Genomic DNA, 20,507 nt, shown 5'->3' on the forward strand with positions numbered 1-20,507 from the left:
GGTCCAGTGTGCCGCAGTCGACGCGGTAATTCCGCATTCTGCGCGATACTGCCTGCAATGTGCGCGTTTATGCCCACCAGTGCTGATCGGTGACGATCCGACCGTCAGGTCGTCGTCGGATGCGCCTCCGGATGGTGCAGCAGCCAGCCCTCCCATGCCGAGACGACCATCTCGCGCACCCCGTGGCGGGGCTCCCAGCCCAGTTCCTCGCGGATCCGCTCCGCCGAGGCCACCACCCGCGCCGGATCACCGGGGCGGCGCGGCACCACCCGGGGCACCGGCCCCCGCCCGCCGGTGACCTCGGCGACGAGATCGGCCATCTCCCGCACCGAGACCCCCGAGCCGGTGCCGACGTTCAGCGTCAGATCGCCGCCCCCACCCGGCCGCGGGCCGTCGCCCACCGTCGCACGCGCCGCCGCGACATGGGCCTGGGCCAGATCCTGCACATGGATGTAGTCCCGCACGCAGGTGCCGTCCGGGGTGGGATAGTCGTCGCCGAAGATCCTGGGCGGTTCGCCGCGGGTCAGCGCGTCGAAGAACATGGGGACGATGTTGAAGACGCCGGTGTCGGAGAGTTCGGGCCGCGCGGCCCCGGCGACGTTGAAGTAGCGCAGGCAGGCGGTGGACAGCCCGTGGGTCCGCCCCGTCGCCCGCACCAGCCACTCGCCGGCCAGTTTGGTCTCGCCGTAGGGGTTCATCGGCACCGTGGGAGTCTGCTCGGTGACCAGGTCCACGTCCGGCATCCCGTACACGGCGGCGGAGGAGGAGAAGACGAAGCCGCGCACCCCCGCGTCCACCACGGCGCCCAGCAGTGTGACGAGGCCGTGCAGATTCTCCTCGTAGTAGGTCAGCGGCTGCTCGACCGACTCGCCCACCTGCTTCTTGGCAGCGAGATGGATCACACCGCGCACCCCGTGCTCGGCCAGGGTCCGGTCCAGCAGCCGGCGGTCCAGTACCGAGCCGCGCACCAGTGGCACCTCGGCGGGCAACCGCCCGGCCAGTCCGGTGGACAGGTCGTCCAGTGCGACGACTCGCTCACCGGCCGCCGTCAGGGCCCGTGCGACGTGCGCGCCGATGTAGCCCGCACCGCCTGTGATCAACCACGTCATGCCCGAACCCTATCGGCCCCGGTTGTGGCCGGAACCCATGATCCACCATGCTGGGGGCGCACGGGCGCCCGCCGGACAACACCGGGGCGGTGAACGCTCGGTGAAGGCTCCTTCCGGCGATCCGATACTCTCTGCCGACGTGCCGCCGACCCCTTCCGGGTGACGGCGCACGCTGCCCGCTGCCCCGGTTGTCCCCCATTCCCGCGCGGGCCTGCCAGCTTCCAAGGAGTGAGTTCGTTCTGTCGACCGCCATCCTCACCGGTCCGCCGGTCGCCGGATCGTCGCTCGAGGCCGACCTGCGCTCGCTCGGCTTCGAGGTGCGCGCGGCCTCCGGTCCGACCGCAATCGGCACGGAACTGGCCGCCACCACTGCTGACGAGCGGGTCGCCCTGATCGACCCCCGCTTCGTCGGCCACACCCACGCGCTGCGGCTGGCCCTGCGGGACCCGCGCTTCGCGGCCGGGGCCCTGCCCGGAGTGCTCGCCGTGGGCCCCGAGGCCCGGCACGCGCTGCCCCGGGATCCGGGCGGCGGACCGCAGGCGGTGACCGAGGCGCTGGAGGCGGCCGGAGTCCAGGTGCACCGGCCCGAGCTGGGCACGCTCGTGGCCACCGTGCCCGCCGACGACGCGGCCCGTGCCGAGGCCGAACAGGCCGTCGCCGCGGTCGACGGCGAGGCGGTCCGGCTGCGTTCCGCGGTCAAGTCCCGCGACGGCTTCTTCACCACCTTCTGCATCAGCCCGTACTCGCGCTACCTGGCACGCTGGTGCGCCCGCCGGGGGCTGACCCCCAACCAGGTCACCACGGCCTCGCTGATCACCGCGCTGATCGCCGCCGGCTGCGCAGCCAGTGGGGAGCGCTGGGGCTTCGTGGCGGCCGGTGTGCTGCTGATCGCCTCGTTCGTCCTGGACGCGACGGACGGCCAGCTCGCTCGCTACGACCTGCAGTACTCCACGCTCGGCGCCTGGCTGGACGCCACCTTCGACCGGGCCAAGGAGTACTCCTACTACGCGGGCCTGGCCCTGGGCGCCGCGCGGGGCGGCGACGACGTGTGGGCCCTGGCACTCGGGGCCATGCTGCTGATGACCGCGCGGCACACGGTCGACTTCTCCTTCAACGAGGCCAGCCACGACGTCACCGGGAACACCAGCCGCACCGCGGCGCTCTCCAGCAAACTGGACAGCGCGGGCTGGACCGTGTGGGCCCGGCGGATGATCGTGCTGCCCATCGGGGAGCGCTGGGCCCTCATCGCCGTGCTGACCGCGGCCACCACGCCCCGCATCACCTTCGTCGTGCTGCTGGTCGCGGGCTCGCTCGCCGCCTGCTACACCACCGCGGGCCGACTGCTGCGCTCCCTGCACCGCAGGGCGCGCACCGACCGTGCCGCCGAGGGCGTGCGCGCGCTCACCGACAGCGGCCCGCTCGCCGAGCTCGCCGGCCGGCTGCTGCGGCCGCTGCCGCTGCCCCGGCTCGGGGTGCCGGCCGTCGCTCTCCTGGGCAGTGCGGTGATCCTCGCCACCGCGTGGGCCGCGCCGCTCGGCAGCGCCTGGCCGGTGGCCGCCGCGGCCTGCTACGCGCTGTGCGCGGGGGTCGCCCTCGCCCGGCCGCTCAAGGGCCCGCTGGACTGGCTGCTCCCCCCGATTTTCCGTATCGCGGAATACGGCACGATCCTGGTCCTCGCCGCCCGCGCCGACACCGACGGCACGCTCCCCGCGGCGTTCGGGCTGGTGGCGGCTCTGGCCTACCATCACTACGACACGGTGTACCGCATCCGCGGTGGCACCGGAGCGCCCCCGCACTGGCTGGTGCGGGCGGTCGGGGGACACGAAGGACGGACCCTGCTGGTCACCGTCGCCGCGGCCCTCCAGCTCGGCGACGGCGGTCGCACCCAAGGCTTCACCTTCGCGCTGACCACGCTCGCCGTGGTCATCGCGGCCGTGGTGCTCGTCGAGAGCATCCGATTCTGGGTGTCGTCGCAAGCACCCGCAGTACACGACGAAACAGGAGAACCCGCATGATCGGCCTCGTGCTGGCTGCCGGCGCCGGACGGCGTCTGCGCCCCTACACCGACACCCTGCCCAAGGCCCTGGTGCCCGTGGACGGCGACACCACCGTGCTCGACATCGCCCTGGCCAACTTCGCCCAGGTCGGTCTCACCGACGTCGCGGTCGTGGTGGGCTACCGCAAGGAGGCCGTCTACGAACGGCAGGCCGAGCTGGAGGCCAAGCACGGCGTCACGCTCCGCCTGATCGACAACGACAAGGCCGAGGAGTGGAACAACGCCTACTCCCTCTACTGCGCCCGCGAGGTCTTCAAGGAGGGCGTGCTGCTGGCCAACGGCGACACCGTGCACCCCGTCTCCGTGGAGAAGACGCTGCTGGAGGCGCGCGGCGACGGCAAGCGGATCATCCTCGCCCTGGACACGGTCAAGGACCTCGCCGACGAGGAGATGAAGGTCGTCGTCGATCCGGCCAAGGGCGTCCAGCGCATCACCAAGCTGATGGACCCCGCCGAGGCCACCGGCGAGTACATCGGGCTCACCCTGATCGAGCCGGAGGCGGGCGCCGAGCTGGCCGACGCGCTGAAGGCCACCTTCGAGCGCGACCCGCAGCTCTACTACGAGGACGGCTACCAGGAGCTGGTCAACCGCGGCTTCAAGGTCGACATCGCCCCGATCGGCGATGTCAAGTGGGTCGAGATCGACAACCACGACGACCTCGCCAAGGGCCGGGAGATCGCATGCCAGTACTGACCCGCCTCATTCCGTCGCCGGTCGTCGTGGACATCAGCCGCGGCGCACTGGACGACCTGGCGGGCCTGTTGGCCGATCAGCGGATCTCCACCAACGGCAAGCTCGCCTTCGCCATCAGCGGCGGCTCCGGGGCCGCGCTGCGCGAGAGGTTCGCCCCGCTGCTGCCGAACGCCTCCTGGTACGAGGTGGGCGGCGGCACCATCGACGACGCGGTCGAGCTCGCCGACGCCATGAAGTCCTCCGGCCGCTACGACGCGGTGGTCGGGCTCGGCGGCGGCAAGATCATCGACTGTGCGAAGTACGCTGCGGCCCGCATCGGGCTGCCGCTGGTGGCGGTCGCGACGAACCTGTCGCACGACGGTCTGTGCTCCCCGGTCGCCACTCTCGACAACGACGCGGGCCGCGGCTCCTACGGGGTGCCCAACCCGATCGCCGTCGTCATCGATCTCGACGTGATCCGCGAGGCACCGGAGCGCTACATCCGCTCCGGCATCGGTGACGTCATCTCCAACATCTCGGCCGTCAAGGACTGGGAGCTGGGGCACGAAGTCCGCGGCGAGGACATCGACGGACTGGCCGCGGCCATGGCCCGGCAGGCCGGCGAGGCGATCCTGCACCACCCGGGGGACGTCAGCGACGACGGTTTCCTCCAGGTGCTGGCCGAGGGACTGGTGCTCACCGGCATCTCGATGTCGGTCGCCGGGGACAGCCGCCCCGCGTCCGGCGCCTGCCACGAGATCAACCACGCCTTCGACCTGCTGTACCCGCGGCGGGCCGCCCCGCACGGCGAGCAGTGCGGTCTGGGCGCGGCTTTCGCGACCTATCTGCGCGGGGACAAGGACACGGCCAAGCTGATGGTCGAGGTGCTGCGGCGGCACGAGCTGCCGGTGCTGCCCGCCGACATCGGCTTCGACCCCGACGAGTTCGTCGAGGCCGTCGCGTACGCGCCGCAGACCCGCCCCGGGCGGTACACGATCCTGGAACACCTCGACCTGTCCACCGACCAGATCAGGGACGCGTACGCGGACTATGCACAAACCATCGGTAGCTGAGCTCCGGCCGGTCGTTCACCCCGCCGGGGTGAAGGACCGGCGGAGCGGCGAGCACTGGGCCGGCCGGCTCTACATGCGCGAGCTCTCGCTGCGCATCGACCGGCATCTGGTGAACACCCGGGTCACCCCCAACCAGCTGACCTACGTGATGACCCTCGCCGGGGTGCTGGCGCTGCCCGCGCTGCTGCTCCCGGGGGTCGCCGGCGCGGTCCTGGGCGTGGCCATGGTCCAGCTCTACCTGCTGCTGGACTGCGTCGACGGAGAGGTGGCCCGCTGGAAGCAGCAGTTCTCGCTGGGCGGGGTGTACCTGGACCGGGTCGGAGCCTACCTGTGCGACGCCGCGGTGCTGGTCGGCTTCGGGCTGCGCGCCGCCGACCTGTGGGGTGGCGGCCGGATCGACTGGCTGTGGGCCTTCCTCGGCACGCTGGCCGCACTCGGCGCCATCCTGATCAAGGCGGAGTCCGACCTGGTCGGGGTCGCCCGGCACCAGGGCGGGCTGCCGCCGGTCCAGGAGTCGGCCGCCGAGCCGCGCTCCTCGGGTCTCGCGCTGGCGCGCCGGGCGGCGGCCGCGCTCAAGTTCCACCGGCTGGTGCTGGGGATCGAGGCCTCGCTGCTGATCCTGGTGGTCGCGATCGTGGACCAGATCCGGGGCGACCTGTTCTTCACCCGGCTCGGCGTCGCGGTCCTCGCCGCCATCGCGGTGCTCCAGACGCTGCTGCACCTGGTGTCCATCCTGGCCTCGAGCAGGCTGAAGTGACGGGGGGCGGGAAGGCGATGCGGCTGGGTGCCGTCGTGCTCACGATGGGCAACCGTCCCGAGGAGCTGCGCGCGCTGCTGCGGTCGGTCGCCGATCAGGAGGGCGAACCGATCGAGGTGGTCGTGGTGGGTAACGGCGCGCCGTTGCCCGCGCTGCCGGACGGTGTACGGACGGTCGAGCTTCCGGAAAATCTCGGCATCCCCGGTGGGCGGAATGTCGGCATCGAGGCGTTCGGGCCGTCGGGCGGCGAGGTGGACGCGCTGCTCTTCCTGGACGACGACGGGCTGCTGCCCTCGACCGACACGGCCGAACTGGTGCGCGAGGCGTTCGAGGCCGACCCGGGCCTGGGCATCGTCACCTTCCGCATCGCCGACCCGGACACCGGCGTCACCCAGCGCCGGCACGTGCCCCGGCTGCGCGCCTCCGACCCGCTGCGCTCCTCCAGGGTCACCACCTTCCTGGGCGGCGCCAACGCCGTACGGACCCGGGTGCTGGCGGAAGTCGGCGGACTGCCGGACGAATTCTTCTACGCGCACGAGGAGACCGACCTGGCATGGCGCGCCCTGGACGCCGGCTGGGGCATCGAGTACCGCGCCGACATGGTGCTGCACCACCCGACCACGGCCCCCAGCAGGCACGCGGTCTACCACCGGATGGTGGCCCGCAACCGGGTCTGGCTCGCGCGCCGCAACCTGCCCGCGCCGCTGGTCCCCGTGTACCTGACCGTATGGCTGCTGCTGACGCTCGCCCGCCGCCCCTCCATGCCCGCGCTGCGCGCCTGGCTGGGCGGTTTCAAGGAAGGCTGGACCACACCCGCGGGCAGCCGAAGGCCGATGCGGTGGCGTACGGTATGGCGTCTGACGCGGCTGGGACGCCCGCCCGTGATCTGACAAGCTCGTCCCTGCGAGCATCAGCCCCGGATCCACTTGCGCAGTGTGAGGACGAAAGTTTCCAACGTGAGCGAGAAAACCCACGACAGTGCCGACAAGTCGGTCGGCGTACTGCCTCCGCCGTCACTGGACGACCGGCTGACTCCGGCCGAACTCGCGGCCAAGTACGGGCTGTCGGTCAGCGGGGCGCGCCCTTCGCTGCCCGACTACGTACGGCAGCTCTGGGCACGGCGGCACTTCATTCTCGCCTTCTCCCGGGCGAAGCTGACGGCACAGTACAGCCAGGCGAAGCTGGGCCAGTTGTGGCAGGTCGCCACGCCGCTGCTGAACGCGGCCGTCTACTACTTCATCTTCGGTCTGCTGCTGGGCGGCCGGAAGGGCACCCCGGGCGGTCAGGAGAACTACATCCCGTTCCTGATCACCGGGGTGTTCGTCTTCACTTTCACCCAGACCTCGGTGCTCACCGGCGTCCGGGCGATCTCCTCCAACCTCGGACTGGTGCGCGCGCTGCACTTCCCGCGCGCCGCGCTGCCGATCTCGGTGGCGCTCCAGCAGCTCCAGCAGCTCCTCTACTCGATGATCGTGCTGGTCGTGATCCTGCTCGGGTTCGGCAAGCTGCCGCAGTTCTCCTGGCTGCTGGTGGTACCCGCGCTGGCCTTCCAGTTCGTCTTCAACACCGGACTCGCGCTGATCCTGGCCCGCCTCGGCAGCAGGACGCCGGACCTGGCGCAGCTCATGCCCTTCATCACCCGTACGTGGATGTACGGGTCGGGCGTGATGTTCCCCCTGAAGTACATGCTGGAGAACCGGGCGCACGCGCCGGGCTGGGTCAGCGATCTCCTGCAGGCCAATCCCGCCGCGGTCTACATGGACCTGATGCGGTTCTCGCTCATCGACGCCTACCCCAGCGACCAGCTCCCCCCGCACGTCTGGGCCCTCGCCCTCGGCTGGGCGGTGCTCGTCGGCGTCGGCGGATTTGTTTTCTTCTGGAAGGCGGAGGAGCGTTATGGCCGTGGCTGAGCAGACCGAGCAGAGCGGAGCACCCGCCGGCACCAAGACCGAGGCCGAGGCGGAGCAGACCCCAGGCCCCTGGGTGCCCACCGTCATCGCCGAGGACCTGCACATCGTCTACCGCGTCTACGGCGGCTCCAAGGGGAAGGGCAGTGCCACCGCGGCCCTCAACCGCATCGTGCGCCGCAAGCCGGGCGGCGGGATGCGCGAGGTGCATGCGGTGCGGGGCGTCAACTTCACCGCCTACCGGGGCCAGGCCATCGGCCTCATCGGCTCCAACGGCTCGGGCAAGTCCACGCTGCTCAAAGCCATCGCGGGGCTGCTGCCCGCGGAGAGCGGCAAGGTCTACACCGACGGCCAGCCCTCGCTGCTGGGCGTCAACGCGGCCATGATGAACGACCTGACCGGGGAGCGGAACGTCGTCCTCGGCGGCCTGGCGATGGGGATGTCGCGGGAGGAGATCCAGCACCGCTACCAGGGAATCGTCGACTTCTCCGGCATCAACGAGAAGGGCGACTTCATCACCCTCCCGATGCGGACCTACTCCTCCGGGATGGCCGCGCGGCTGCGTTTCTCCATCGCCGCGGCCAAGAACCACGACGTCCTCATGATCGACGAGGCGCTGGCCACCGGCGACAAGAGGTTCCAGAAGCGCTCCGAGGCGCGCATCCGCGAGCTGCGCAAGGACGCCGGGACGGTCTTCCTCGTCAGCCACAACAACAAGTCCATCCGCGACACGTGTGAGCGGGTGCTGTGGCTGGAGAAGGGCGAGCTGCTGCTCGACGGACCCACCGAAGAGGTCCTCAAGGAGTACGAGAAGTTCACCAGCAAGTAGTCGGAGCACCGGCCCGGCGGGGCTCCGGCCCCGTCGGTTCCGGTTCCCGCGGCGGCGGCCCCCGTACCCGGTAGGCACCGGGTACGGGGGCCGCCGCGCTGTGCTCAGCCGCAGGTCACCCTCCGGTGCGGCTCGGCTCCGGCTCCCGCTCGCCCGGCTCCTCGCGGTGCGGCCCGGCCGCTTCGGGCTCGTCCGGGGCCTCGCTCAGCCCCACCTTGGCGTGCAGCCGCCGCAGCGGGCCCGGCGCGTACCAGGCCGAGCGCCCCAGCAGCCGCATCGCGGCGGGCACCAGCACACCGCGCACCGCGACCGCGTCGATCAGGATGGCCAGGCCGCTGCCGAGGCCGAACATCTGGATGAAGGAGACCTTGCTGGTGGCGAAGGCGAAGAAGCTGACGGCCAGCAGCCCCGCTGCCATGGTCACGATCCGTCCGGTGCGCGAGAGGCCGCCGGTCACCGCCTCGCGGTGGTCGGCGCCGGCGTCGTGCAGCTCCTTGATGCGGCTGGTGACGAAGACCTCGTAGTCCATGGAGAGACCGAAGACGATGCAGAACATCAGCACCGTCATGGAGGTGTCCATGGGCATCGCGGTGAAGCCCAGCAGCGAGGAGAGGTGGCCGTCCTGGAAGATCCACACCATCGCGCCGATCGAGGCGGTCAGGCTGACCGCGTTGAGCACCAGGGCGCGCAGCGGTTGCAGGACGCTGCCGGTGAACAGGAACAGCAGGACGAAGGTGGAGCCGATCACCCAGGCCACGGCGGCGGGCAGCTTGTCGGCGATGGCGGCCTTGGAGTCGATCAGCTGTGCGTCCTGGCCGCCCACCAACGTCCCGGTGCCCCCCGGCCCGGCCGTTCCGCGGATCTCCCGCACCAGGTCCTGTGCCGGTCCGGAGGCCGGGGTCAGGCGCGAGGTGACGGACAGCCGGTGGATGCCGTCCTGCTCGAACGCGGGGCCCGCCTTCCCGGGGCCGCGCACGGCGCGGCCCTGCGCGTAGGTGCCCGTCGCCGCCTGGACGCGGGTGACGCCCTCCAGCCGGGAGAGCCGTGCGGCGTACGCGTCCACGGCCTGCGCGTCGGCGCGGCCCCGGGTGACCACGGAGATGCCCGCCGCGTCGTTGCCCGCGAAGTCCTGCTGCAGCGCTGTGGAGACCTGGCGGCTCTCGGCGCTCTCGGGCAGCACCCGGGTGTCCGGCGTGCCGAAGGTGGCGCCCAGCAGCGGGCTCGCGGCCAGCAGCAGTACGGCCAGTACCGGGAGTGCGGTCAGCGCCGGCCGCCGCATCACGGTGCGGGCCATCCGGCCCCACAGCGGAGCCTCCGGTTTGCGCACCGCGTCCGCCCACGGCAGCCGGCCGTTGTTCACGCGGTGCCCGAGCACCGCCAGCAGCGCCGGGACCAGGAAGAGTGCCGCGAGTGCGGCGATGGCCACCACTCCGATGCCCGCGTAGGCGAAGGAGCGCAGGAAGAACGGCGGGAAGAGCAGCAGGGCGGCGAGGGCCGCCACGACGGTCGAGGCGGAGAAGAGCACGGTACGCCCCGCCGTGCGGACGGTGGTGCGGAGTGCCTGCGCCGTGTCGTCACCCGCGCCGAGCCGCTCCCGGAAGCGGCTGACGAGCAGCAGTCCGTAGTCGATGCCCAGGCCGAGCCCCAGTGCGGTGGTGAGGTTGACCGCGAAGACCGAGACGTCCGTGACGCTGCCGAGGAGGTACAGCTCGGCGAAGGTGCCCAGGATCGCCACCAGCCCGATGGCCAGCGGCAGCAGCGCGGCGACGACGCTGCCGAAGGCGAGGATGAGCAGGATCAGGGTCACGGGTACGGCGATCCCCTCGGCCACCGCGAGGTCTTCCGAGACCTGCGCGTTGACCTGCTCGTTCAGCGCGGCCCCGCCGCCCGCGCGGACCGTGACCGCGCCGCGGTCGCCGCTCCACGCCTCGGTCACCTCGGTGACCCGCTCGGTGTCGTTCTGGTCCATGTGTGCGAGGACCAGGGCCTGTGCGCCGTCGCGGGAGGTGAGTGCCGCCCCGCCGGGCGCCCAGTAGGAGGTGACCTGCGAGACGCCGGGCTCGTCGCGCAGTCCGCGGGTCAGTTTCCGCCCGGCCTGCTCGGCGGCGGGCGCGTCGAGGTCGCCGCCCTTGGCGCGGACGAGGAGGACCAGGTTGTCCTCGCCGTGGAATTTCTCGTCGATCAGTGTGGCGGCGCGCGAGGAGGGCGAGTCGGGGTCGTCGAATCCGCCGCCCTGGAGTTTGCCGAAGGCGCCGAAGCCGACGGCGGCCAGCGCCACAACGGCCAGCAGGGAGAGCAGGAGCACGGTTCGTGCTCTGCGGTACGTCAGGTCGGCTATGCGGTCGAGCACGTCGTCCCCCGGGGAGCGCAGTGGAGTGGGTATTCGGCGCCGCACGGATGTTCACGGCGTCAACATAGAGGATGCCAGGAATGTTATTCCTGTCAACATCGGGCAGGATGGAAGTATGCGAGCGAACACCGAAGCGACGGGCGGAGGAGCGGGGGGTGTCTCCGCGGGATCCGGCAGGGCGGCGGGTGGCCGCGGCAAGGACCGGTACCACCACGGAGACCTGCGCAACGCGCTGATCCAGGCCGCCATCGAACTGGCGGCCGAGGGTGGTCCGGACGCCGTGGTGCTGCGCGCGGCCGCCCGCAAGGTCGGCGTCTCGGCCACCGCCGCCTACCGGCACTTCGACAGTCACGGGGACCTGCTGGGCGCGGTCAAGGACTACGGCCAGCAGCGCCTGGTCGCCTGCATGGAGGCGGGCGGACGCGAGGTGCACGGCGAGGGGCCGGAGGGTGCCAGGCAGCGGATGATGGCGCTGGGCCGCGGCTACATCCGCTTCGCCCGGCAGGAGCCCGGCCTCTTCCGCACGGCCTTCTGCCGCAAGGTGCTGGGCGGCGTCGGCATCACCGAGGACGGCTCCGTCATCGAGACCGACGGTGCGTCGGGGTGGGACACCCGCTCGTTCGACATGCTCACCGAGACCCTGGACGAGGCGGTCGCGGTCGGCCTGATCGCCCCCGACCGCCGGCCCGGTGCCGAACTGAGCGCCTGGGCCATGGTCCACGGCACGGCCATGCTCTTTCTCGACGGCCCCCTGGACGCACTCACCGAGGAGGAGTCCGGCTACGTCGTCGACCGGGTGCTGCACGACGTCCTCGCCGGACTGGCCGCCTCCTGACGGGTGGCCGTGCGCAGCCGCACGTCGGGCGGCGCGGTACCGGATCCGGGCCGGCCCGCAGCCACTCGCGCCCGCCGCCCCGCCCCCGCCGCCCCGGCCGGGTGCGCTCCCGCGGCCGTGCCGAGTCCCGTCCGCACGCCGTCACCCCTCGCACGCACGGTCGATGTACGGCGTAAGCTGTTTCGGTGCTGATGCGCGGTAAGTCCGGCGAACGGAGCATCGGCCCACCTGTACCGACGGCCGCTTCCGCAGGCCAGCGCGTGCGGCGTGTCCGAAATAGGATCTTCTGGTGCAGCGGTGTAGAAACGGAGATGTGACGGCAATGGCCATGGGCAGCACGTGGTGACCCCGGAGGAGGACGCGCACGCGAGCGCGGTGCTCTCCAAGGCCGAAGCGGAGAACTTTCCGGTGGCGCCCCGCTTCCTGCCCCGCGCCTGGCGGAACGACCTGATGGCCGTCTACGGGTACGCGCGCCTCGTCGACGACATCGGCGACGGCGACCTGGGCGCCGCCGCGCCCGCACACGCCTCCTCGCTCGGCCTGGCACCCGAACGCGCCGACGACGCGCTCGCCATGCTCGACGCGTTCGAGGCCGACGTGCACCGGGTGTTCGACGGCCTGCCCTGGGGCGGTTCGACGGCGCCCGCGCAGCCCGCGGCCAGCAGCCGCTCCCGTGCCGCGGGACCGGGCCACCCCCTGCTGCGGGCCCTGGTGCCCACCGTCCGGCGCCACGGCCTGACCCCCGAGCCGTTCCTCGCCCTGATCGAGGCCAACAGGCAGGACCAGAAGGTCCGCCGCTACAGCACCTACGCCGAGCTGCTCGGCTACTGCGAGCTGTCCGCCAACCCGGTGGGCCGCCTCGTCCTCGCCCTCACCGGCACCACGACACCCGAACGGGTGCGCCACTCGGACGCGGTCTGCACCGGGCTCCAGCTCATCGAGCACCTCCAGGACGTCGCCGAGGACCTGGCCCGCGACCGGATCTACCTGCCGGCCGAGGACCTGGCCCGCTTCCGGGTCACCGAGGCCGACCTCGCGGGCCCGACCGCGAACGCCTCCGTGCGCGCCCTGATCGCCTACGAGACCGAGCGGGCCCTGGACCTGCTGGACGAGGGCACGCCGCTGGTGCGCAGCGTGCGTGGCAGGCTCCGGCTGCTGCTCGCGGGCTTCACCGGCGGCGGGCGCGCGGCGGCCGCCGCGCTGCGCTCCGCGCGCTACGACGTACTGTCAGGGGCTCCCCGGGCCGGCACCGCCGGCGTCCTGCGCGAGTCCTGGGCGAGCCTGCGAGGAGAGGGGTGACCGGAACGGTGGGAACGAACGCGAGGACCACCGGAGCGGACCCGGCCCCGGCCGGCCCGGTGCAGCACCTCCACCCGCAGGTGATCGCCGCCTACCGCTACTGCGAGGCCGTCACCGGGCAGCAGGCCCGCAACTTCGCCTACGGCATCCGGTTGCTGCCGGCGGCCAAACGGCACGCGATGTCCGCGCTGTACGCCTTCTCCCGGCGGGTCGACGACATCGGCGACGGCGACCTCCCCCCGGAGGCCAAACGCCGGCGCCTGGAGGAGACCCGGGAACTGCTCGCGCGGATCAGGGACCGCGGGATCGCCCGGGACGACACCGACCCGGTCGCGGTCGCGGTCAGCCACGCCGCCGGGCGGTTCCCCATCCCCCTCGACGCGCTCGACGAGCTGATCGACGGCGTCCTCATGGACGTCCGCGGCGTCTCCTACGAGACGTGGGACGACCTGAAGGCGTACTGCCGCTGTGTGGCGGGTGCCATCGGGCGGCTCTCGCTCGGCGTCTTCGGAACCGTCCCCGGCGCACACGAATCCGCCCGCGCCTCCGAGTACGCCGACACCCTGGGGCTCGCCCTCCAACTGACCAATATTCTCCGCGACGTACGGGAAGACGCCGAGGGCGGAAGAACGTACCTGCCGGCGGAGGATCTCGAGAAATTTGGCTGTACCACGGGACTTACCACCGACACGGTGCCGCCCGGCGCCGACTTCACCGGGCTGGTCCACTTCGAGGTACGGCGCGCACGTGCGCTGTTCGCCGAGGGCTACCGGCTGCTGCCGATGCTCGACCGGCGCTCGGGCGCCTGCGTCGCGGCCATGGCCGGGATCTACCACCGCCTGCTGGACCGCATCGCGGCGGACCCCGCCGCCGTGCTCCGCGGGCGCGTCTCGCTGCCGGGGCACGAGAAGGCGTACGTGGCGGTACGCGGCCTGTCCGGCTTCGACGCCCGGCTGGTCTCCCGCCGGACGTCCCGGGGGATCGCCTGATGCCGCTGGGCGCGGGGCGCCGGACAACCCCCGGCCCCGGAGCGGCGTCCCAGCGGATGCGGGCCGTGCCCAGAGCGCCGCGCCCGGGGGAGGAGCGTCCATGACCGCGGACGAGGAGCGGTCCGGCGCCGCGCGGCGTGCGGTGGTCCTCGGCGGCGGCCTCGCCGGGACGACGGCCGCGCTGCGGCTCGCCGAGGCCGGTGTGCAGACCACCCTGGTGGAGACCCGGCCCCGGCTGGGCGGTCTCGCCTTCTCCTTCCGGCGCGACTCCGCCGCCGGGCCGCTGACGGTCGACAACGGCCAGCACGTCTACCTGCGCTGCTGCACCGCCTACCGCTGGTACCTGGACCGGGTCGGTGCCGGCGGGCTGGCCCCGCTGCAGGACCGGCTGGACGTGCCGGTCCTCGACGTCGGCGCGCCCCGGCCGCGGCTCGCACGGCTGCGCCGCGCCGCGCTCCCCGTACCGCTGCACCTGGCCGCGAGCCTGGCCGGGTACCGGCACCTCTCGGCCGCCGAACGCGCCGCCGTCGCCCGTGCGGCGCTCGCCCTCAAGGGACTCGACCCGGACGATCCCGCCCTGGACGCCGTCGACTTCGGCACCTGGCTGCACCGGCACGGCCAGTCCGCGCGTGCCGTCGAAGCGCTCTGGGACCTGGTGGGGACCGCCACCCTCAACGCCCGCGCGCCGCAGGCGTCGCTGGGCCTCGCGGCGAAGGTCTTCCGCACCGGCCTGCTCTCCGAACCCGGCGCCGCCGACATCGGCTGGGCGCACGTGCCGCTCGCCGACATCCACGACGACCGGGCGCGCGCCGCCCTGGACGCGGCAGGCGTGCGCACCCTGCTGCGCACCCGGGCGCGGGCCGTCGACCCCGCCCCCACCGAGGACGGCGGCTGGCGGGTCACCGTCGACCGGGGCGGCAGCGGAGCCGCGGAGCTGACCGCGGGAACGGTGGTGTTCGCCGTGCCCCAGCGCGAGGCGTACCGGCTGCTGCCCGCCGGAGCGCTCGCCGACCCCGGGCGGCTGCTGGACATCGGCACCGCGCCGATCCTCAACGTCCACGTGGTCTACGACCGCACGGTGTTGCGCAGGTCGTTCTTCGCCGCGCTCGGCACCCCGGTCCAGTGGGTCTTCGACCGTACCGCCGCCTCCGGGCTCACCGGCGGCGGCCAGTACCTCGCGCTCTCCCAGTCGGTCGCGCACCAGGAGATCGACCTGCCGGTGGCCGCGCTCCGGGAGCGGTACCTCCCCGAACTGGAGCGGCTGCTGCCCGCGGCCGCGGGAGCCGGAGTGCGGGACTTCTTCGTCACCCGGGAGCGCACCGCCACCTTCGACCCCGCGCCCGGAGTGGGGCGGCTGCGCCCGCTGGCGCGCACCCTGGCGCCGGGCATCCAGCTCGCCGGTGCGTGGACCGCCACGGGCTGGCCCGCGACCATGGAGAGCGCGGTACGCAGTGGAGCGAACGCCGCGCGCGAGGCCCTCGCCTCACTGGGCCGTCCGCACAGCGCGGAACCGGTCCCCGGCACCGAAGGAAGGGCCCATGAGCACCACTGACGCAGCAGATCCGGCCGGCCCGGCCGGCCGGATCCGTACAGCCGGCACGACAGCACCGCACAGAGGAGACCCTGTGACCCCGCCGAACCGACAACTCGTGAACGAGCGCGTGCAGGCAGAAGAGGCCGGGCCCGGGGACGTGAGCGCGATGCTGGAGCGGGGGCGGACCCTCGCCACCCCCGAGCTGCGCGCGGCGGTCGAGCGGCTCGCCCCGCCGATGGACACCGTCGCCGCCTACCACTTCGGCTGGACCGACGCCGAGGGCCGCCCCTCCGAGTCCGGGGGAGGCAAGGCGGTACGCCCGGCCCTGGCCCTGCTCTCGGCCGAGGTCACCGGAGGCGCACCGGAGACCGGCCTGCCCGGCGCGGTCGCCGTCGAGCTGGTGCACAACTTCTCCTTGCTGCACGACGACCTGATGGACGGCGACGAGCAGCGCCGCCACCGCGACACCGTCTGGAAGGTGCACGGGCCCGCGCAGGCCATCCTGGTCGGCGACGCACTCTTCGCGCTGGCCGGGGAGATACTGCTGGAGCTGGGAACCCCGGAGGCCGGGCGCGCCACCCGGCGGCTGACGATGGCGACCCGGAAGCTCATCGACGGGCAGGCGCAGGACATCTCCTACGAGCACCGCGACCGGGTGACGGTGGAGGAGTGCCTGGAGATGGAGGGCAACAAGACCGGTGCGCTGCTGGCCTGCGCCGCCTCCATCGGCGCGGTCCTCGGCGGCGCCGACGACCGTACGGCCGACGCGATGGAGGCGTACGGCCACCACCTCGGCCTCGCCTTCCAGGCCGTCGACGACCTGCTCGGCATCTGGGGCGACTCGCAGGCCACCGGCAAGCAGACCTGGAGCGACCTGCGGCAGCGCAAGAAGTCGCTGCCGGTGGCCGCCGCGCTCGGCTCCGACGGGCCCGCTGCGGCGCGGCTCGCGAAACTGATGACGGAGGACGCGAAGAAGAGCCAGGCGGAGTTCGAGGACTTCCAGGAGGCGGAGTTCGCCGAACGCGCCGCGCTGATCGAGGAGGCCGGCGGGCGCGAGTGGACCGTCCAGGAGGCCCAGCGCCAGCACGCCACGGCGCTGGCGGCGTTGGACTCGGTGGAGATGCCCGGCAGGGTGCGCGACCAGTTCGCCGCGCTCGCCGACTTCGTCGTCGTACGGCGGGGGTGAGCCGCCCGCCCCCGCAGCTCCGAGCACTCGGACACTTCGGAAGGAGAAGGGATGACAGCCACGACGGACGGACCCGCTGGACCCGGCGTCTCCGGAACGAAGCAGCACAGGCGCGACTCCACTGTCCTGGACCCGGCCCGGAGCGGCGGCGCCACCGCGGCCGCCGAACGCGCCGCGGCCCGTGCCGTGGACCATCTGCTCGCCCGCCAGGACGAGGCCGGATGGTGGAAGGGGGACCTGGAGACCAACGTCACCATGGATGCCGAGGATCTGCTGCTGCGCGAGTTCCTCGGTATCGGCGACGAGAAGACCTACACGGCCGCCGCCCGGTTCATCCGCTCCCGGCAGCACGCGGACGGGGCCTGGTCCACCTTCCACGGCGGGCCGGGTGACCTGTCCACCACCGTCGAGGGGTACGTCGCGCTCAAGCTGGCCGGCGACCACCCCGAGGCCCCCCACATGGTCCGCGCGGCGGAGTGGGTGCGCGCACACGGCGGGGTGGCCAAGGCCAGGGTCTTCACCCGGATCTGGCTGGCGCTGTTCGGGTGGTGGCGCTGGGAGGACCTGCCGGAGCTGCCACCGGAGATCATCTATCTCCCCAAGTGGGTCCCGCTCAACATCTACGACTTCGGCTGCTGGGCCCGGCAGACCATCGTGCCCCTCACCGTCGTCTCCGCCTTCCGGCCCGTCCGCCCCGCCCCCTTCGACCTGGACGAGCTGCACCGGGATCCGGCCCGCCCGCAGCCGCACACCCCGATGGCGCCGCCGAACAGCTGGGACGGCGCCTTCCAGCGCATCGACCGGGCGCTGCACGCCTACCGCAGGGTGGCGCCCCGCCGCCTGCGCCGGGCGGCGCTCAAGGACGCTTCACGCTGGATCATCGAGCGCCAGGAGAACGACGGCTGCTGGGGCGGTATCCAGCCGCCCGCCGTCTACTCGCTGATCGCGCTGCGGCTGCTCGGCTACGACCTCGACCACCCCGTGATGCGGGCCGGACTGGAGTCGCTTGACCGCTTCGCCGTCTGGCCCGATGAGCGGACCCGGATGGTCGAGGCCTGCCAGTCCCCGGTCTGGGACACCTGCCTGGCCGCCATCGCGCTGGCGGACGCCGGACTGCCCCGCGACCATCCGGCGCTGGTCAAGGCCGCCGACTGGATGCTGGGTGAGCAGGTGGTCCGCCCCGGGGACTGGTCGGTGCGCCGCCCCCGGCTGACACCTGGCGGCTGGGCGTTCGAGTTCCACAACGACAACTACCCCGACACCGACGACACCGCCGAGGTCGCGCTCGCGCTGCGCCGCATCCGGCACCCCGACCCCGAGCGGGTCGAACGCGCCGTCGGGCGCGCAGTGCGCTGGACCCTGGGCATGCAGTCCGGCGACGGCGCGTGGGGTGCCTTCGACGCCGACAACACCAGCAGGTTCCCCAACCGGCTGCCGTTCTGCGACTTCGGCGAGGTCATCGACCCGCCGTCGGCCGATGTGACAGCCCACGTGGTGGAGATGCTGGCCGCCGAGGGCAGACAGGACGACCCGCGCACCCGCAGGGCCGTCTCCTGGCTGCTGGCGGAGCAGGAGGCCGACGGCTCCTGGTTCGGCCGCTGGGGCGTCAACTACCTCTACGGCACCGGCTCCGTCGTCCCGGCGCTGGTCGCCGCCGGGCTCCCCGCCTCACACCCCGCCGTGCGACGCGCCGTCGACTGGCTGGAGCGCGTGCAGAACACCGACGGGGGCTGGGGCGAGGATCTGCGCTCGTACATCGACCCGGGGTGGAGCGGCACCGGCACCTCCACGGCCTCGCAGACCGGATGGGCGCTGATGTCGCTGCTGGCCGCGGGGGAGCGGGAGAGCGAGGCTGTCGAGCGCGGCATCGCCTGGCTGGCCGGCACCCAGCGCGAGGACGGCTACTGGGACGAGCCGTACTTCACCGGGACCGGATTCCCCTGGGACTTCTCGATCAACTACCACCTCTACCGGATGGTCTTTCCGCTCACGGCACTGGGCCGCTATCTGCACGGTGACGGCCTGGCGCGGGCCGTGCGGCGGGGAGCCTGATGGAGAGCCCGGCGGCCCCGGGCCCGCTGCTGCTGACGTGTGCGCTCGGCATCGAGCACCTCGCGCTGCGCCGGGGCCTGGAGCATCCGGGCGGCCGGGACCCGGACGAGGGAGCCGGCGCCGGGGACGTGCGCCTCGTGCGCAGCGGCATGGGTGCGCAGGCCGCCCGGCGCGCCCTGGCCGGGGCGCTCGCCGGGGAGACGGTGCCGGGCGCCACCGCGGTGCTGGCCACGGGTTTCTGCGCCGGGCTGGCGCCCGGGATGCGGCCGGGTGACCTGGTGGTGGCCGCGCAGACCCGCGACGCCCGGGGCCACACGCCGTGCACCGGGACCGAACTGCTTGCCGCCGCCGCGGCCCGGTACGGAACCGTCCATGTGGGCCCGCTGGTGGGCACCGACCATGTGGTGCGGGGCCGGGCCAGGGCGGTCCTGCACGAGACCGGAGCCATCGCCGCGGACATGGAGTCCGCCGCCGCTCTGGACACCGCTGCGGCGGGCACGGCCCGGCGCCCGGTTGCGGCCGTACGGGTGGTGGTGGACGCTCCCGGCCATGAACTGATCCGCATCGGGACACTGCGGGGTGGAATATCGGCATTCCGCGTGCTTCGCGGAGTCCTGCCCGCCTTTCTCGAATGGCACCGATCCCTGCTGCTCCCCTGGAGGTGAGCCAGAAATGGCCATGCCGCTCCGCCAGACGCTCCGTATCGGGACGTATCTCTTCCAGCAGAAGCTCCGCAGGCGGGAGAGATTCCCGCTCATCGTGGAGCTGGAACCGCTCTTCGCGTGCAACCTCAAGTGCGAGGGGTGCGGGAAGATCCAGCATCCCGCCGGAGTGCTCAAGCAGCGGATGCCGGTGGCCCAGGCGGTGGGGGCGGTGCTGGAGTCCGGGGCGCCGATGGTCTCCATCGCGGGCGGCGAGCCGCTGATGCACCCGCAGATCGGCGAGATCGTGCGGCAGCTGGTGGCCCGGCGCAAGTATGTCTTCCTCTGCACCAACGCCATGCTGCTGCGCAAGAAGATGGACGAATTCACCCCTTCGCCCTATTTCGCGTTCGCCGTGCACATCGACGGACTGCGGGAGCGGCACGACGAATCCGTCGCCAAGGAGGGCGTGTTCGACGAGGCGGTGGCCGCGATGAAGGAGGCCAAGCGCCGGGGATTCCGGGTCACCACCAACTCCACGTTCTTCAACACCGACACTCCGCAGACCGTCGTGGAGGTGCTGAACTACCTCAACGACGAGCTGCAGGTGGACGAGATGATGGTCTCGCCCGCCTACGCCTATGAGAAGGCGCCCGATCAGGAGCACTTTCTGGGCGTCGAGCAGACCAGGGAGCTGTTCAAGAAGGCGTTCGCGCAGGGCAACAGGGACCGGTGGCGGCTCAACCACAGCCCCCTCTTCCTCGACTTCCTGGAGGGCAAGGCCGACTTCGACTGCACGGCCTGGGCCATCCCCAACTATTCCCTCTTCGGCTGGCAGCGGCCCTGCTATCTGATGAGCGACGGCTATGTGCCCACCTACCGGGAGCTGGTCGAGGAGACCGACTGGGACAAGTACGGGCGCGGCAAGGACCCTCGGTGTGCGAACTGCATGGCGCACTGCGGATACGAGCCGACCGCCGTGCTGGCCACCATGGGCTCCCTCAAGGAGTCGCTGCGTGCCGCCCGCGAGGCGGCGGGCAGCAAGGCGGGGTAGGTCGTGTCTGCGCAGTCCCGTCCGCCCGGGTGACGGGCAGACGGGACTGCGCAGACACGACCCGGCTTTCGCCGGGTGCCGCCCCCGGTCCGGATCACCGGGCCGAGGGGCCGGCCAGGGGACCGATACGCCAGAGCAGGGGGCCGAGCATGTCGTTGCCGGAG

General features: G+C 72.4%; 17 protein-coding genes. 15 read left to right on the forward strand and 2 right to left on the reverse strand.

What is annotated here, in order from left to right:
* Positions 1 to 104 precede the first annotated feature (104 nt).
* The gene (gene galE, locus ACFYMO_RS02115) at positions 105 to 1,109 is read right to left on the reverse strand and encodes a UDP-glucose 4-epimerase GalE (protein ID WP_366770743.1); all 1,005 of its coding nucleotides are present in this window, start codon (positions 1,107 to 1,109) and stop codon (positions 105 to 107) included.
* A gap of 239 nt (positions 1,110 to 1,348) precedes the next feature.
* Here galE and ACFYMO_RS02120 point away from each other — a divergent pair, with 239 nt between their 5' ends.
* The 7 genes from ACFYMO_RS02120 (at position 1,349) to ACFYMO_RS02150 (ending at position 8,403) form a co-directional block, all read left to right on the forward strand.
* Complete coding sequence (locus ACFYMO_RS02120) at positions 1,349 to 3,124, forward strand: DUF5941 domain-containing protein (protein WP_388543776.1); 1,776 nt, start codon at positions 1,349 to 1,351, stop codon at positions 3,122 to 3,124.
* Entirely contained in the window at positions 3,121 to 3,858 is a 738-nt protein-coding gene (locus ACFYMO_RS02125; RefSeq protein ID WP_276476954.1) for a phosphocholine cytidylyltransferase family protein, read from the forward strand. Before ACFYMO_RS02120 ends, ACFYMO_RS02125 begins: the two co-directional genes overlap by 4 nt.
* A complete protein-coding gene (locus ACFYMO_RS02130) occupies positions 3,846 to 4,910 on the forward strand; it encodes an iron-containing alcohol dehydrogenase family protein (RefSeq protein WP_019358592.1) in 1,065 nt (354 codons plus the stop codon). The genes ACFYMO_RS02125 and ACFYMO_RS02130 overlap by 13 nt, the downstream gene beginning before the upstream one ends.
* Positions 4,888 to 5,667: a CDP-alcohol phosphatidyltransferase family protein gene (locus ACFYMO_RS02135; RefSeq protein ID WP_388543564.1), complete on the forward strand. Its 780-nt coding sequence runs from the start codon at positions 4,888 to 4,890 to the stop codon at positions 5,665 to 5,667. The genes ACFYMO_RS02130 and ACFYMO_RS02135 overlap by 23 nt, the downstream gene beginning before the upstream one ends.
* Before the next feature lie 17 nt (positions 5,668 to 5,684).
* Positions 5,685 to 6,557, forward strand: coding sequence for a glycosyltransferase (locus tag ACFYMO_RS02140; RefSeq protein WP_366770932.1), 873 nt, complete (start codon positions 5,685 to 5,687; stop codon positions 6,555 to 6,557).
* Between the two features lie 66 nt (positions 6,558 to 6,623).
* On the forward strand, positions 6,624 to 7,577 hold the full coding sequence (locus ACFYMO_RS02145; protein ID WP_075000865.1) for an ABC transporter permease: 954 nt from the start codon (positions 6,624 to 6,626) through the stop codon (positions 7,575 to 7,577).
* Positions 7,564 to 8,403 (forward strand): ABC transporter ATP-binding protein, encoded by an 840-nt coding sequence (locus ACFYMO_RS02150; RefSeq protein WP_366770741.1) that lies wholly within the window; start codon positions 7,564 to 7,566, stop codon positions 8,401 to 8,403. Before ACFYMO_RS02145 ends, ACFYMO_RS02150 begins: the two co-directional genes overlap by 14 nt.
* 115 nt (positions 8,404 to 8,518) lie before the next feature.
* Here the strand turns inward: ACFYMO_RS02150 and ACFYMO_RS02155 are convergent, their stop codons facing one another.
* Entirely contained in the window at positions 8,519 to 10,753 is a 2,235-nt protein-coding gene (locus tag ACFYMO_RS02155) for an efflux RND transporter permease subunit (protein ID WP_366770532.1), read from the reverse strand.
* A gap of 115 nt (positions 10,754 to 10,868) precedes the next feature.
* On the opposite strand from ACFYMO_RS02155, the gene ACFYMO_RS02160 reads away from it, so the two are divergent.
* The 8 genes from ACFYMO_RS02160 (at position 10,869) to hpnH (ending at position 20,343) form a co-directional block, all read left to right on the forward strand.
* Positions 10,869 to 11,588 (forward strand): TetR/AcrR family transcriptional regulator, encoded by a 720-nt coding sequence (locus ACFYMO_RS02160; protein ID WP_366770531.1) that lies wholly within the window; start codon positions 10,869 to 10,871, stop codon positions 11,586 to 11,588.
* A gap of 339 nt (positions 11,589 to 11,927) precedes the next feature.
* Positions 11,928 to 12,887, forward strand: a complete 960-nt coding sequence (gene hpnC / locus ACFYMO_RS02165) for a squalene synthase HpnC (protein ID WP_366770530.1) — start codon at positions 11,928 to 11,930, stop codon at positions 12,885 to 12,887.
* 59 nt (positions 12,888 to 12,946) lie between these two features.
* A complete protein-coding gene (gene hpnD / locus ACFYMO_RS02170; protein ID WP_366770548.1) occupies positions 12,947 to 13,876 on the forward strand; it encodes a presqualene diphosphate synthase HpnD in 930 nt (309 codons plus the stop codon).
* A 100-nt stretch (positions 13,877 to 13,976) separates the two neighbouring features.
* Positions 13,977 to 15,428, forward strand: coding sequence for a hydroxysqualene dehydroxylase HpnE (gene hpnE, locus ACFYMO_RS02175; RefSeq protein WP_388543568.1), 1,452 nt, complete (start codon positions 13,977 to 13,979; stop codon positions 15,426 to 15,428).
* Entirely contained in the window at positions 15,415 to 16,596 is a 1,182-nt protein-coding gene (locus tag ACFYMO_RS02180) for a polyprenyl synthetase family protein (protein WP_388543570.1), read from the forward strand. The genes hpnE and ACFYMO_RS02180 overlap by 14 nt, the downstream gene beginning before the upstream one ends.
* Positions 16,597 to 16,647: 51 nt before the next feature.
* On the forward strand, positions 16,648 to 18,648 hold the full coding sequence (gene shc / locus ACFYMO_RS02185) for a squalene--hopene cyclase (RefSeq protein ID WP_366770528.1): 2,001 nt from the start codon (positions 16,648 to 16,650) through the stop codon (positions 18,646 to 18,648).
* On the forward strand, positions 18,648 to 19,313 hold the full coding sequence (locus ACFYMO_RS02190; protein WP_388543572.1) for a 1-hydroxy-2-methyl-2-butenyl 4-diphosphate reductase: 666 nt from the start codon (positions 18,648 to 18,650) through the stop codon (positions 19,311 to 19,313). The genes shc and ACFYMO_RS02190 overlap by 1 nt, the downstream gene beginning before the upstream one ends.
* Before the next feature lie 7 nt (positions 19,314 to 19,320).
* On the forward strand, positions 19,321 to 20,343 hold the full coding sequence (hpnH, locus tag ACFYMO_RS02195; RefSeq protein ID WP_366770526.1) for an adenosyl-hopene transferase HpnH: 1,023 nt from the start codon (positions 19,321 to 19,323) through the stop codon (positions 20,341 to 20,343).
* The last annotated feature ends 164 nt before the right edge of the window (positions 20,344 to 20,507 follow it).

This window comes from Streptomyces sp. NPDC007025 (genome assembly GCF_042869455.1).
GTDB lineage: Bacteria > Actinomycetota > Actinomycetes > Streptomycetales > Streptomycetaceae > Streptomyces.

What these genes read in the sequence shown, in the direction of transcription:
- ACFYMO_RS02150 (WP_366770741.1), top strand. Translation starts at nt 7,564, where the DNA reads ATGGCCGTGGCTGAGCAGACCGAGCAGAGCGGAGCACCCGCCGGCACC.
- ACFYMO_RS02130 (WP_019358592.1), top strand. Translation starts at nt 3,846, where the DNA reads ATGCCAGTACTGACCCGCCTCATTCCGTCGCCGGTCGTCGTGGACATC.
- ACFYMO_RS02140 (WP_366770932.1), top strand. Translation starts at nt 5,685, where the DNA reads ATGCGGCTGGGTGCCGTCGTGCTCACGATGGGCAACCGTCCCGAGGAG.
- hpnH (WP_366770526.1), top strand. Translation starts at nt 19,321, where the DNA reads ATGGCCATGCCGCTCCGCCAGACGCTCCGTATCGGGACGTATCTCTTC.
- ACFYMO_RS02160 (WP_366770531.1), top strand. Translation starts at nt 10,869, where the DNA reads ATGCGAGCGAACACCGAAGCGACGGGCGGAGGAGCGGGGGGTGTCTCC.
- hpnE (WP_388543568.1), top strand. Translation starts at nt 13,977, where the DNA reads ATGACCGCGGACGAGGAGCGGTCCGGCGCCGCGCGGCGTGCGGTGGTC.
- ACFYMO_RS02125 (WP_276476954.1), top strand. Translation starts at nt 3,121, where the DNA reads ATGATCGGCCTCGTGCTGGCTGCCGGCGCCGGACGGCGTCTGCGCCCC.
- shc (WP_366770528.1), top strand. Translation starts at nt 16,648, where the DNA reads ATGACAGCCACGACGGACGGACCCGCTGGACCCGGCGTCTCCGGAACG.
- ACFYMO_RS02190 (WP_388543572.1), top strand. Translation starts at nt 18,648, where the DNA reads ATGGAGAGCCCGGCGGCCCCGGGCCCGCTGCTGCTGACGTGTGCGCTC.
- ACFYMO_RS02135 (WP_388543564.1), top strand. Translation starts at nt 4,888, where the DNA reads ATGCACAAACCATCGGTAGCTGAGCTCCGGCCGGTCGTTCACCCCGCC.
- ACFYMO_RS02180 (WP_388543570.1), top strand. Translation starts at nt 15,415, where the DNA reads ATGAGCACCACTGACGCAGCAGATCCGGCCGGCCCGGCCGGCCGGATC.
- galE (WP_366770743.1), bottom strand. Translation starts at nt 1,109, where the DNA reads ATGACGTGGTTGATCACAGGCGGTGCGGGCTACATCGGCGCGCACGTC.